The sequence below is a fragment of the Streptomyces sp. NPDC015131 genome, assembly GCF_043079975.1.
Lineage (GTDB): Bacteria > Actinomycetota > Actinomycetes > Streptomycetales > Streptomycetaceae > Streptomyces.
Genome location: NZ_JBIBVB010000003.1, coordinates 29,841 through 42,721 on the forward strand (window position 1 = coordinate 29,841; position 12,881 = coordinate 42,721).

Consider the following 12,881-nt stretch of genomic DNA (forward strand, 5'->3'; position numbering starts at 1 on the left):
GACAAGCCCGACCTCCCGTCGACGGCTCAATGGTTCACGGGCGATCCATTGAGTGGTACGAGCGGGACGCTAATGAGCGAGGGTTTCGCCGGGAAGACCTGGCGCCGACGCCCGGGTGAATGTCCAAGAAGCGGGACGGTGAGTCCAAGGGGGGTTGGGGGGTGGGGGGCGTACGGGCGGGTCGTGGCGACCGTGCGCCAGGGTGGCATGAGCCGGGGAACCGGGGGCAGAAGCACTGACGCTCCCCCCACGGGAGGCACGGCCCCCGGTACCCGCCACACCCCTCCCCCCGGTGGCGGGGCCCGCCGGACGTGCCCCGGCCCCCGCACCCATCGGGTACGGGGGCCGAGCCATGCGGTGACCGGCGCGGCGGCCGGGCGGGCGTCAGCCCTCGACGCCGAGCCGCTCCAGGATCAGCTCACGCACCCGGGCCGCGTCCGCCTGGCCGCGGGTGGCCTTCATGACCGCACCGACCAGCGCGCCCGCCGCGGCCACCTTGCCACCGCGGATCTTGTCCGCGACGGCGGCGTTGGCCGCGATCGCCTCGTCCACGGCCGCGCCCAGCGCGCCCTCGTCGGAGACGACCTTCAGGCCGCGCTTCTCCACGACCGTGTCCGGGTCACCCTCGCCCGCGAGGACGCCCTCGATGACCTGGCGGGCCAGCTTGTCGTTGAGGTCGCCGGCCGCGACCAGCTCCGTCACCCGGGCCACCTGGGCCGGGGTGATGGCCAGCGCGTCCAGCGCCGTGCCCGACTCGTTGGCGTGCCGGGCCAGTTCACCCATCCACCACTTGCGGGCCTGGTCGGCCGGGGCGCCCGCCTCGGTGGTGGCGACGATCAGGTCGACCGCGCCCGCGTTGAGGATGGACTGCATGTCGTGCTCGGAGACGCCCCACTCCTCGCGCAGCCGGTTGCGGCGCACGCGCGGCAGCTCGGGCAGCGACCCGCGCAGCTCCTCGACCCACTCGCGGGACGGGGCGACCGGGACGAGGTCGGGCTCCGGGAAGTACCGGTAGTCCTCGGCCTCCTCCTTCACCCGGCCGGACGTCGTGGAACCGTCGTCCTCGTGGAAGTGACGGGTCTCCTGGACGATCGTGCCGCCCGCGTTCAGCACGCCCGCGTGGCGGCCGATCTCGTACCGTACGGCCCGCTCCACGCTGCGCAGCGAGTTGACGTTCTTCGTCTCCGAACGCGTACCGAACTTCTCGGTGCCGTGCGGGCGCAGCGACAGGTTCACGTCGCACCGCATCTGGCCCATCTCCATCCGGGCCTCGGACACGCCCAGCGCCTTGATGAGCTCGCGCAGCTCGGCGACGTACGCCTTGGCGACCTCGGGGGCGCGCTCGCCCGCGCCCTCGATCGGCTTGGTGACGATCTCGATCAGCGGGATGCCGGCCCGGTTGTAGTCCAGCAGCGAGTGCGAGGCGCCATGGATACGGCCGGTGGCCCCGCCGACGTGCGTCGACTTGCCGGTGTCCTCCTCCATGTGGGCGCGCTCGATCTCCACACGGAAGACCTCGCCGTCCTCCAGCTGGACGTCCAGATGGCCGTTGAAGGCGATCGGCTCGTCGTACTGGGAGGTCTGGAAGTTCTTCGGCATGTCCGGATAGAAGTAGTTCTTCCGGGCGAAACGGCACCACTCGGCGATCTCGCAGTTGAGCGCGAGGCCGATCTTGATGGCCGACTCGACGCCGACGGCGTTGACGACCGGCAGCGAGCCGGGCATGCCGAGGCAGGTCGGGCAGGTCTGCGAGTTGGGCTCGGCGCCCAGCTCGGTGGAGCAGCCGCAGAACATCTTGGTCCTGGTGCCGAGTTCGACGTGCACCTCGAGCCCCATGACGGGGTCGTAGGCGGCGAGGGCCTCGTCGTACGGCACCAGCTCGGTGATGACGGTCACGATGGAACTTCCCTCTCAGCCGAACAGGACGTCGTCGTCACCGATGCGCTTCAGTTCGCGCACCAGGATGGCGAGGCCGGTCGCGATCGCGGCGGCCGACACGACGGCGTCCACGAGCAGCAGCGCGTCGCTCTCGCCACGCGCCTTCTTGACCTGCTTGACCACGCTGAGCGCGCCGAAGGCGGTGGTGCCGATGGACAGGTAGGTGCCGGCCCGGGACTTCTTGAACCCCTTGGCCTTGTTCAGTGCGCTCACAGCGACGGAGCCTCCTCCAGCAACGGGTGGCCCCACTTCTCCACGAAGGCGGCCTCGACGGCCGCGCCGACCTTGTAGAGGCGGTCGTCCTTCATGGCGGGGGCGATGATCTGCAGACCGACGGGCAGGTTGTCCTCCGGCGCCAGGCCGCAGGGCAGCGACATGGCGGCGTTGCCGGCCAGGTTGGTCGGGATCGTGCACAGGTCGGCGAGGTACATCGCCATCGGGTCGTCGGCGCGCTCGCCGATCGGGAAGGCGGTGGTCGGCGTCGTCGGCGAGACGATCACGTCCACCTGCTCGAACGCCTTCTCGAAGTCCCGGGTGATCAGCGTCCGCACCTTCTGGGCGGAGCCGTAGTACGCGTCGTAGTAGCCGGAGCTGAGCGCGTACGTACCGAGCATGATCCGGCGCTTGACCTCGTCGCCGAAGCCCGCCTCGCGGGTCAGCGCGGTGACGTCCTCGGCCGACCTCGTACCGTCGTCGCCGGTCCGCAGGCCGTAGCGCAGGCCGTCGAAGCGGGCGAGGTTCGAGGAGCACTCCGACGGGGCGATCAGGTAGTACGCCGACAGCGCCAGGTCGAACGACGGGCAGTCCAGCTCGACGATCTCGGCGCCCAGCTCCTTCAGCAGCGCGACGGACTCGTCGAACCGCTGCACCACGCCGGCCTGGTAGCCCTCGCCGCGGAACTGCTTCACCACGCCGACCCGCATGCCCGCCACGCCGCCGTTGCGCGCGGCCTCGACCACCGGCGGGACCGGGGCGTCGATCGACGTGGAGTCCAGCGGGTCGTGGCCCGCGATGACCTCGTGCAGCAGCGCCGCGTCCAGGACCGTACGGGCACAGGGCCCGCCCTGGTCCAGGCTGGAGGAGAACGCCACCATGCCGTAGCGGGAGACCCCGCCGTACGTCGGCTTCACGCCGACCGTGCCGGTCACGGCCGCGGGCTGGCGGATGGAACCGCCGGTGTCCGTGCCGATGGCCAGCGGGGCCTCGTACGACGCGAGCGCCGCGCTGGAACCGCCGCCGGAGCCGCCCGGGATCCTGGTGAGGTCCCACGGGTTGCCGGTCGGCCCGTACGCGCTGTTCTCCGTCGACGACCCCATGGCGAACTCGTCCATGTTCGTCTTGCCGAGGATGACCACGTCGGCGTCCCTGAGCCTCTTCGTCAGGGTCGCGTCGTACGGCGGGAGCCAGCCCTCCAGGATCTTCGAACCGACCGTGGTCGGCATGTCCTTGGTGGTGAAGATGTCCTTCAGCGCCAGCGGTACGCCCGCGAGCGGGCCGAGCTTCTCGCCCCGCGCCCGCTTCTCGTCCACGGCGCGCGCCTGGGCGAGGGCGCCCTCGCGGTCGACGTGCAGGAAGGCGTGGACCTTCTCGTCCACGGCCTCGATCCGGGCCAGGTGGGCCTCGGTGACCTCGACCGCGGTGAGCTCGCCCGAGGCGATCTTCTCCGCGATCTCGGCGGCGGTGAGCCGGATGATGTCCGTCATGGTCAGTCCTCCCCCAGGATCTGCGGCACCTTGAAACGCTGCTGCTCCTGGGCGGGCGCGCCGGAGAGCGCCTGCTCGGGGGTGAGCGAGGGACGGACCTCGTCCGCGCGCATGACGTTCGTCAGCGGCAGCGGGTGGGAGGTCGGGGGTACGTCTTGATCGGCGACCTCGGAGACGCGGGCGACCGCGCCGATGATGTCGTCGAGCTGTCCGGCGAAGTGGTCGAGCTCTTCGTCCTTCAGCTCCAGACGTGCCAGCCGGGCGAGGTGGGCGACCTCCTCGCGCGTGATGCCAGGCATGCAGCGATCCTCAGGGTGAGTGTGATGGTTTTGGCCCAATCCTATGGGCCATCGCCCCCTGCCCGTGAAACGCCCACCGACCGGGGGCCGGGGGTGGGCACAACGGGGCCCGCGTTGTGGGCAGTCGTTCTGCTGGGGCGATGGGGGTCCCCCTGCTCGAGCGAAGCCGAGAGCTTGGGGGAGGGTGGGCACAACGTACCGGGGCGGTGCCCGTTCCTGGGGTTCGTCCCGGTGCGGTGCACCCAGGTGGGTGGGGGGCGGGGCCCCTCCGGGCTCGCCTCCTCGCGGTCGGCGGGGCACCCAGCCGGAAAGGGTGCCGTCACTCGTCGCCAACCGCTGCGGGGGCGACCCTGCACGGCCCCACCCCGGCCGTCGACCGACTGCGGGTCGTGGGTGGCGCCCCGGCCGGTGGGGTTACTGCACCACCTGGTCCTGCGGCGGGGCCGGCAGCGCGCGTGGCGGGCGGCACCAGCCGGCCTCGCCCCGGGCGCGCAGCCACGCGGTGGTCTCCGCGGGCGGCATCGCCGCGGCCACCAGCCAGCCCTGCACCGCGTCGCAGCCCAGGTCCCGCAGGCGCTCCCAGGTCTCGTCGTCCTCGACGCCCTCGGCGACCACGAGCAGCCCCAGCGAGTGCGCCAGGTCCACGGTGCAGCGGACGATCTCGGCGTCCTCGTTGTCGACGGCGAGGCGCGCCACGAAGGAGCGGTCGATCTTGAGTTCGCTCACCGGGAGGCGCCGCAGGTGGACCAGGGACGAGTAGCCGGTGCCGAAGTCGTCGAGGGACATCTTGACGCCGTGGCCGGTGAGGCCCGCCAGGGTGTCCGCGGCGCGCTGCGGGTCCTCCAGCAGGACGTGTTCCGTTATCTCCAGCTGGAGGGCTCCCGCCGGTACGCCGTGGCGGGCCAGGCGCGCGGCGACGGCGCCCGCGAAGCCGGGGGTGTGGACGTCGCGGGGGGAGACGTTCACCGCGACGGGCACTTCGAGCCCCTGGGCGCGCCACTTGGCGACCTGGCCGAGCGCGGTCTCCAGGACGTACTCCGTGAGGTGCGGCATCAGCCCGGAGGACTCCGCGATGGCGATGAACTCGTCGGGCGGGACCTTTCCGCGCTCCGGGTGCACCCAGCGGACCAGGGCCTCCAGTCCGGCGACGTGCCCGTCGAAGCGGACCTTCGGCTGGTAGTGCAGCTCGACGTCGCCGGCGTCCAGGGCGCGCCGCAGGTCGCCGAGGAGGCCGAGCCGGTCGGGGGTGTTGGAGTCGCGCTTGGACTCGTAGACCTCGACGCCGGTGCGGTCGCGCTTGGCCTGGTACATGGCGACGTCGGCCCGCTGGAGCAGCCCTTCGGCGTCGAGGGCGTGGTCGGGGAAGACGGCGACGCCGGCGCTGGCCTCCAGGACGAGGGTCAGTCCGTCGAGGTCGAGGGGGGAGGACAGCTCGGCGGCGAGCTGGCGGGCCACCCGCTGGGCGCTGGTGGTCGAGTCGGCGACGGGGAGGAGGACGGCGAACTCGTCGCCGCCCAGCCGGGCCGCCTCCGCGCCGCGTGGCAGCGCGAGCCGCAGCCGGTCGGCGATCTGGAGCAGCAGCCGGTCGCCGGCCAGGTGTCCGAGGGTGTCGTTGACCGAGCGGAAGCGGTCGAGGTCGATCAGGACCAGCGCGGCCCTGACGCCTTCTCCCTCGGCCTCCTCCAGCGCGGACCAGGTCCGCTCCAGCAGCCATTGCCGGTTGGGGAGTCCGGTGAGGGGGTCGCGCAGCTGTTCCTCGGCGCGGGCGCGGGCGATCCACAGGGTGGAGTCCAGGGCGATCAGCGGTACGGCGAACAGGGGCAGTATCACCGGCTGGGAGACGGCGACGACACAGATCAGCGGTGCGATGCCGAGCAGGGCGACCGCCACCAGCCCCTGGCGCAGCAGCGCCGTGCGGGCCGCCGAGGGCAGCCCGCCGGACTTCTGCGGGGCCAGCGTGTACCACAGCAGCAGCCGGGTCACCACCAGGTACGCGGTGGCGGCCAGGGCCACCTCCGGTACGGTCTCGATCCCCCATTCGAGGGGCCGCCACGGCTGTTCGACGGTGGGTACGTCGCCGAAGGCGGCGAGCACCAGGGCCGCGGCGCCGATGCCGAGGATGTCCGCCGCGCCGTGCAGCAGCCCTTGCCGCCAGCGGTGCCGGCGGGCCGCGCCGACCAGGACGACGACGGCGAGGCTGACCAGTCCGGCGGGCACCCAGCCGTACAGGAGGAGGACGGCGAGGGTGAGCGCGGCGCCCGAGCCGGTGCCGCCCCACCAGCGGTCGCGGCCCAGCGCGACGAGGTGGCTGACCACGATGCCGGTGAGCACGGCGAGCGACCAGCCGGCGGTGGAGCCGGGGAAGAGCGCGTGCCCGGCGCTGACGGCGCCGTACAGCCCGGCCGTGAGGACGAGGGCGGCGACGGCGATGACGACGTTCGGGAGCCTGGAGGCGATGGCCGTACGGGCCGCGTACGCACGCGGGCGTGCGACCGGGGCGGCACTCTCGGTCGGTTTCATTCCGTCCCTCTCACAGCCGGCGGTGCCGTTGCCACGCGATCGCCCGTCGTCGTGCCGGCGCGGCCGGAATCCATCCCCCGGCCGGGCACGGCGGGCGCCGTCTCAACAGTAGGCCGCGGAAGGCGCCGACGGGCAGCGCTCTACTGGTCTTGCCCGAATGCGACCCGGCCACCCTTATCCATCTGGTATGCGCCGAACGGGTGACCTCCAGGCGCCTGTTCCCGCCCTACTGTTCGACCGGAATCGCCACTTCGCGCGCCGCGTCCGCACCCTGTTCGAGCAGGACTTGGAAGCCGTCCTCGTCCAGAACCGGAAGCTTCAGCTGCATCGCCTTGTCGTACTTCGAACCGGGGTTGTCACCCACAACAACGAAGTCGGTCTTCTTCGAAACGGAACCGGTCACTTTCGCACCACGGCTTTGCAGGGCCTCTTTTGCGCCATCCCTGGTGTGGTTCTGGAGCGTGCCGGTGACGACGACGGTCAGCCCCTCCAGCGGCCGGGGGCCCTCGTCCTCCCCCGAGCGCTCCTCCTCCATCCGCACCCCGGCCGCCCGCCACTTGCGGAGGATCTCCCGGTGCCAGTCCACCTCGAACCACTGCTTGAGGGAGGCCGCGATGGTCGGGCCCACGCCCTCGACCGCCGCCAGCTCCTCCTCGCTCGCCTGCTCGATCCGCTCGATGGAGCGGAACTCGCGGGCCAGCGCCTCCGCCGCCACCGGGCCGACATGACGGATCGACAGGCCGGTGATGATCCTCGCCAGCGGGCGCTGCTTGGCCGCCGCGATGTTCTCCAGCATGGCCAGCGCGTTCTTGCGGGGCTCGCCCTGCTGGTTGGCGAAGACGGTGACGACCTTCTCCTCGCCCGTCTTGGGGTCCCGCTTGGGCAGCCCGCTGTCCTGGTCCAGGACGTACGCCTTGATGGGCAGCAGGCGCTCGACGGTCAGGTCGAACAGGTCGCCCTCGTCCACCAGCGCCGGCTCGGCCGGCTCCAGCGGCTTGGTCAGCGCCGCCGCCGCCACATAGCCGAAGTTCTCGATGTCCAGGCACTTGCGCCCGGCCAGGTAGAACAGCCGCTCACGGAGCTGCGCGGGGCAGGTCCGCCCGTTGGGGCAGCGCAGGTCGACGTCGCCCTCCTTCATCGGCCGCAGCGGCGTCCCGCACTCCGGGCAGTCGGAGGGCATCACGAACTCCCGCTCCGAGCCGTCCCGCAGGTCCGCGACCGGGCCCAGGATCTCCGGGATGACGTCCCCGGCCTTGCGCAGCACCACGGTGTCCCCGATGAGGACGCCCTTGGCCTTCACCACGTCCTGGTTGTGCAGGGTGGCGAACTCGACCTCCGAGCCGGCCACGGTCACCGGCTCCACCTGCGCGTACGGCGTCACCCGGCCCGTGCGGCCGACACCCACCCGGATGTTGACCAGCTTGGTGTTGACCTCCTCCGGGGCGTACTTCCAGGCGATCGCCCAGCGCGGCGCGCGCGAGGTCGAGCCGAGGCGGCCCTGCAGCGGGATCTCGTCCAGCTTGACGACCACGCCGTCGATCTCGTGCTCCACCGAGTGCCGGTTCTCGCCGAAGTGCTCGATGAACGCGCGCACTCCGCCGATGTCGGTGACCACCTTGTTGTGCCGGGCCGTCGGCAGGCCCCACTCGCGCAGCAGTTCGTACGCCTCGGAGAGCCGGCCGATGTCCAGGCCGTCACGCGCGCCGATGCCGTGCACCACCATGTGGAGGGGGCGCGTGGCGGTCACCTTCGGGTCCTTCTGGCGCAGCGAGCCTGCCGCCGCGTTCCGCGGGTTGGCGAAGGGCTTGTCACCCGCCTCCACCAGCCGGGCGTTGAGCTCCTGGAACTTCTCCATGGGGAAGAAGACCTCGCCCCGGATCTCGACGAGGTCCGGGATCCGGTCGCCCCGCAGCCGCTCGGGCACGTCGGAGATGGTGCGGATGTTGGGGGTGATGTCCTCGCCGGTGCGGCCGTCGCCGCGGGTCGCCGCGCGCGTGAGGCGCCCCTTCTCGTACGTCAGGTTGACCGCGAGGCCGTCGACCTTCAGCTCGCACAGGAAGTGGTACGCCGAGGTGCCGACCTCCTTGGCGACGCGGTCCGCCCAGCCGGCCAGCTCCTCGTCGTCGAAGGCGTTGTCGAGGGAGAGCATCCGCTCCCGGTGCTGGACGGCCGTGAACTCCGTCGCGTACGCCCCGGCGACCTTCTGGGTCGGCGAGTCCGGCGTCCGGAGCTCGGGATACTCCTCCTCCAGCGCCTCCAGCGAGCGCAGCAGCCGGTCGAACTCGGCGTCGCTGACGACCGGCTGGTCCTTCACGTAGTACCGGAAGCGGTGCTCCTCGATCTGCTCGGCAAGCTGCGCGTGTCTGTCCCGTGCCTCCGCCGGCACGACATCCTGCTGTTCGACAGCCACCGTCTTTCCTCCCGTTACTGACGTCACTCAGGGTTGTCCGCGAGCGATCTCGCCGCCTTGGCGCAGTGGGCGAGCGCGGCGCGGGCGTACGCCGGTGAGGCGCCCGCCAGGCCGCACGACGGGGTGACGACCACGGACTCGGCGAGAGTCCCCGGATTCAGCCCCAGCCTGCGCCACAGCGTCCTGACACCCATGACGCTACCGGCAGGGTCCGACAATGGGACGTCGGTGGACTCGACGGCGCCCACCAACAGCCTCGTGCCTCCCTCGACCGCTTCGCCGATCTGCTCCTCGTCACGCTCGGTGAGCAGACTGAAATCGAACGAGATGCCCGCGGCGCCCGCGCGGCGCAGCAGGGCGAACGGCACGTCCGGGGCGCAGGAGTGGACGACCACCGGGCCGTGGCCCTCGTTCACGGCCACCACGTCGCGCAGGGCGCTCTCCACCACCTGCCGGTCCACCGCCCGGTGGGTGCGGTAGCCGCTCGCGGTCCGCACCCGGCCGCGCAGCACCGCGGTGAGGGACGGTTCGTCGAGCTGGAGGACCACCCGGGCGCCGGGGATCCGGCGGCGTACCTCCGCGAGGTGTCCGCGCAGGCCCTCCGCCAGCGAGGCGGCCAGGTCCCGGCAGGCTCCGGGGTCGCCGAGGGCCGCCTCGCCGCCGCGCAGCTCCAGGGCGGCGGCCAGCGTCCACGGGCCCACGGCCTGCACCTTGAGCGGCCCCCGGTAGCCCTGGGTGAACTCCTCCAGGGCGTCGAGGTCCTCCCCCAGCCACGACCGGGCGCGCCGGGTGTCGCGGCCCGGGCGGTCGCTGACGCGCCAGCCGCTCGGCTCCACGTGCGCGTACATCTCGACGAGCAGCCCGATCGTCCGGCCGATCATGTCGGCGCCCGGCCCGCGCGCGGGCAGCTCCGCGAGGTACGGGAAGTCCTCGAAGGTGCCGGTGACGGTCTTGGCGGCCTCGCGCGCGTCACCGCCCGGCATGGACCCGACACCGGTGGCCGGGCCCCAGTTGAAGTCGTCGTTCCCGCTCATCGCCCCGGCCGCACGCTCAGGTCGTTGATCTCCGCGTCCCTGGGCAGGTCGATCGCGGTGATGATCGCCGTGGCGACCGACTCGGGGTCGATCCAGCGGGAGGCGTCGTACTCCTTGCCCTCCTGCTGGTGCACCTTCGCCTGCATGGGGCTCGCCGTGCGGCCCGGGTAGACGGACGTGACGCGGACGCCGTTGCCGTGCTCCTCATGGCGCAGCGCGTCGGCCAGCGCCTTGAGGCCGTGCTTGGACGCGGCGTAGGCGGACCACTCGGCGTGCGCGGTGAGGCCGGCGCCGGAGTTGACGAACACCACGTGCCCCTGGGACACCCGGAGCTGCGGGAGGAGCAGCCGGGTCAGCTCGGCGGGGGCGACGAGGTTCACCTCCAGCTGGTGGCGCCACGCCTTGGTGGTGAGGTCCCCGACCCGGCCCAGGTCGACCACGCCGGCGATGTGCAGCAGCGAGTCCAGCCGGTCGGGCGGCGACTGGTGCGAGAAGGCCCAGGACAGCCGGTCGGGGTTGGCGAGGTCGCCCACGAGGGTGCGGGCCCCCGGGTGGGCGTCGGCCAGTTCCTTGGCGCGGCCGGCGTCACGGGCCAGCAGGACGAGGTCGTCCCCGCGCGCGTGGAGGCGGCGGGCGACGGCCGCGCCGATGCCCGAACCCGCTCCGGTGATCATGTGTGTAGCCATAGGTGCCATGCTCGCATCCGGACGGCGGCCCGGTGGCACGGTGGGCCGCCGGGCCACCGGGCCGCCCGGCTGCACGGCCGGCGGGCGGGTGGCTACCGGATGCCGGCGCTCTCCTCCAGGTACGCGAGCGCCGCGACCCCGTCCTCGGCGAAGAACACCAGGTCGGTGAGCGGCAGCGGCAGGAACCCTTCCGCCTCCATCCGCCGGAACTGCTGCTTCAGCCCGTCGTAGAACCCCGCCGCGTTGAGCAGCACGACCGGCTTGGTGTGCTTGCCGTGCTTCTTCAGCTCCAGGATCTCGGTGGCCTCGTCCAGGGTGCCGGTACCGCCCACCATGATCACGACGGCGTCGGAGCGGGCCAGCATCAGCGCCTTGCGCTCGGCGAGGTCCCGGGCGACGAGCATCTCGTCCGCGCCCTCGCGCGCCGAGGCGGACAGGAAGTCCACGGACACGCCGACCAGCCGCCCGCCCGCCTCCTGGACGCCGTCGGCCACCACCTTCATCAGGCCGACGTCGCTGCCGCCCCACACCAGGGTGTGACCGCCCTTGCCGAGCAGCTCGGCGAACTCGCGGGCGGGGACGGTGTAGCGCTCATCGAGGTCGGCGGCGGAGAGGAAGACGCAGATGTTCATGCCGCCACCGTACGGGCACGGGTGACGGGGAATCGCGCGCCGGGCGTGTTCGTTGGACAGGTCATGACCCCAGGACACCGCATCACCGTGGAGCAGGGCACCGAGCACGTACGCGTGGTTCACGACGGGCGGCTGGTCGCGGAGAGCCGCCGGCCCCTCGTCCTGCGCGAGACGGGCTGCCCTCCGCGCTACTACCTGCCGGCGGAGGACGTCCGTTCGGATCTGCTGTCGCCCTCGTCCACGCAGACGTACTGCCCCTTCAAGGGCACGGCGTCCTACTGGTCGCTGGACGGGGCCGCCGACGCGGTCTGGGCCTATCCGGACCCTAAGCCCGAGGTCGCCGCCATCAAGGACCATCTGTGCTTCTACGAGACGGAGGTCGTCTGAGGCCGAGCGATGAGTTCCGCGGCCGGGGCCGGTCTGCCCCCTCATGGAGAACCTGAGCGGAACGGTCACGTCGGACGACGGCACCCCCATCGCCTACCGGCGGCGCGGCGACGGCCCGCCGCTGGTCCTCGTCGGCGGGGCACTGTCCACCGCCGAGAGCGAGGAGCCGCTGGCCGGGCTGCTGGCCCGGCACTTCAGCACGTACACCTACGACCGGCGGGGCCGTGGCGGCAGCGGGGACGCGGACCGCTACGAGGTGCGGCGCGAGGTGGAGGACCTGGCCGCCGTCATCGGCGCGGCGGGCGGCAGCGCGGCGGTGCACGGTACGTCGTCGGGCGGCGCGCTGGCCCTGGAGGCCGCAGCGGCGGGGCTGCCGATCACCCGGCTGTCGGTGTACGAACCGCCGTACCGCACCGCGCCGTCGGCCCGCGACGGCTTCACCGAGCGGGCCGCGCGCCTGCGGGGGCTGCTGGCGGCCGGGCGGCGGGGCGACGCGCTGGTGCTGTTCCTGTCGGAGACGCCGCCCACCGAACTCGCCGGTCTCCGCGCCTCCCCCTGCTGGGCGCCGCTGCTGTCGCTGGCGCACACCCTGCCGTACGACCACGCCGTGCTCGGCGACAGCCTGGTGCCCGCCGCCCGCCTGGCCGGGGTGGCCCCCCGGGTGCTGGTCCTCGACGGCGGCGCGAGCCCGGCGTGGACCCGTGACGCCGCCCGGGCGGTCGCCCAGGCACTCCCGAACGCCCGCCACAGCACCCTCACGGGCCAGACCCACCCGGTGGCCCCCCACGCCCTGGCGCCGTCCCTGACGGGGTGGTTCGCGTTCTGAGCCTGATGGCGGCAGTCACGCGCGCGGGGCGGGCACGGGGGTGTCGGCGGACCAGAAGGCGGAGCGGACGTTGGGGGTGGGGATCTCCCCGGGAGGGTAAGCGGGGCCGTTGGGCGGGGTGGTGGGCGGAGCGACGGTGGATTTGCTGACGCAGGGGGTGGCGACTTCGAAGAACGCCTGGCCCTTGTGCCCGAAGACCAGACTGATCCCGTAGCCGTCGGGGGATTTGGCGTACATCCTGGGCCGTTCCGCGCCCGCGTGCACCGTCGTGATCTTGTAACCCTGCGACTCCCAGAATCGCTGGATCAGACCGAGGAAGTTGCCTCGCCGCTCTGCGGAGATGATCGTCGTCACGGTGCGGCGCCGAGACAGGTCACAGCTCCCGGTCGTCGTTGTGTCGTGAGCCCATTCAACTTCGGGTACGACCGCTGTGAACGTCGCGTCCA

At 72.4% G+C, this 12,881-nt stretch carries 12 protein-coding genes; 2 read left to right on the forward strand and 10 right to left on the reverse strand.

Translation table 11 applies throughout. The annotated features are described in order from the left end of the window. Positions 1–384 precede the first annotated feature (384 nt). The 9 genes from gatB to ACF08D_RS11575 form a co-directional block, all read right to left on the reverse strand. Positions 385–1,896, reverse strand: coding sequence for an Asp-tRNA(Asn)/Glu-tRNA(Gln) amidotransferase subunit GatB (gatB, locus tag ACF08D_RS11535; RefSeq protein ID WP_392222392.1), 1,512 nt, complete (start codon positions 1,894–1,896; stop codon positions 385–387). A 15-nt stretch (positions 1,897–1,911) separates the two neighbouring features. Next, the gene (locus tag ACF08D_RS11540) at positions 1,912–2,151 is read right to left on the reverse strand and encodes a hypothetical protein (protein ID WP_392222393.1); all 240 of its coding nucleotides are present in this window, start codon (positions 2,149–2,151) and stop codon (positions 1,912–1,914) included. Next, entirely contained in the window at positions 2,148–3,641 is a 1,494-nt protein-coding gene (gene gatA, locus ACF08D_RS11545; protein WP_392222394.1) for an Asp-tRNA(Asn)/Glu-tRNA(Gln) amidotransferase subunit GatA, read from the reverse strand. Before gatA ends, ACF08D_RS11540 begins: the two co-directional genes overlap by 4 nt. Before the next feature lie 2 nt (positions 3,642–3,643). Next, positions 3,644–3,940, reverse strand: coding sequence for an Asp-tRNA(Asn)/Glu-tRNA(Gln) amidotransferase subunit GatC (gene gatC, locus ACF08D_RS11550; RefSeq protein WP_016642027.1), 297 nt, complete (start codon positions 3,938–3,940; stop codon positions 3,644–3,646). 414 nt (positions 3,941–4,354) lie between these two features. Continuing rightward, a complete protein-coding gene (locus ACF08D_RS11555; protein ID WP_392222395.1) occupies positions 4,355–6,460 on the reverse strand; it encodes a putative bifunctional diguanylate cyclase/phosphodiesterase in 2,106 nt (701 codons plus the stop codon). Positions 6,461–6,686: 226 nt separating this feature from the next. After that, complete coding sequence (gene ligA, locus ACF08D_RS11560) at positions 6,687–8,870, reverse strand: NAD-dependent DNA ligase LigA (protein WP_392222396.1); 2,184 nt, start codon at positions 8,868–8,870, stop codon at positions 6,687–6,689. A 23-nt stretch (positions 8,871–8,893) separates the two neighbouring features. Continuing rightward, complete coding sequence (locus ACF08D_RS11565) at positions 8,894–9,904, reverse strand: methionine synthase (protein WP_392222397.1); 1,011 nt, start codon at positions 9,902–9,904, stop codon at positions 8,894–8,896. Further along, the gene (locus tag ACF08D_RS11570; protein WP_392222398.1) at positions 9,901–10,590 is read right to left on the reverse strand and encodes an SDR family oxidoreductase; all 690 of its coding nucleotides are present in this window, start codon (positions 10,588–10,590) and stop codon (positions 9,901–9,903) included. The genes ACF08D_RS11565 and ACF08D_RS11570 overlap by 4 nt, the downstream gene beginning before the upstream one ends. A gap of 92 nt (positions 10,591–10,682) precedes the next feature. Further along, a complete protein-coding gene (locus tag ACF08D_RS11575) occupies positions 10,683–11,222 on the reverse strand; it encodes a TIGR00730 family Rossman fold protein (RefSeq protein ID WP_392222399.1) in 540 nt (179 codons plus the stop codon). A gap of 63 nt (positions 11,223–11,285) precedes the next feature. Between ACF08D_RS11575 and ACF08D_RS11580 the strand changes: the two genes are divergently transcribed. Both ACF08D_RS11580 and ACF08D_RS11585 read left to right on the forward strand, forming a co-directional pair. After that, the gene (locus ACF08D_RS11580) at positions 11,286–11,609 is read left to right on the forward strand and encodes a DUF427 domain-containing protein (protein ID WP_392222400.1); all 324 of its coding nucleotides are present in this window, start codon (positions 11,286–11,288) and stop codon (positions 11,607–11,609) included. 43 nt (positions 11,610–11,652) lie between these two features. After that, a complete protein-coding gene (locus ACF08D_RS11585) occupies positions 11,653–12,435 on the forward strand; it encodes an alpha/beta fold hydrolase (protein ID WP_392222401.1) in 783 nt (260 codons plus the stop codon). Between the two features lie 15 nt (positions 12,436–12,450). Here the strand turns inward: ACF08D_RS11585 and ACF08D_RS11590 are convergent, their stop codons facing one another. Further along, entirely contained in the window at positions 12,451–12,789 is a 339-nt protein-coding gene (locus ACF08D_RS11590; protein WP_392222402.1) for a hypothetical protein, read from the reverse strand. Positions 12,790–12,881: the final 92 nt, after the last annotated feature.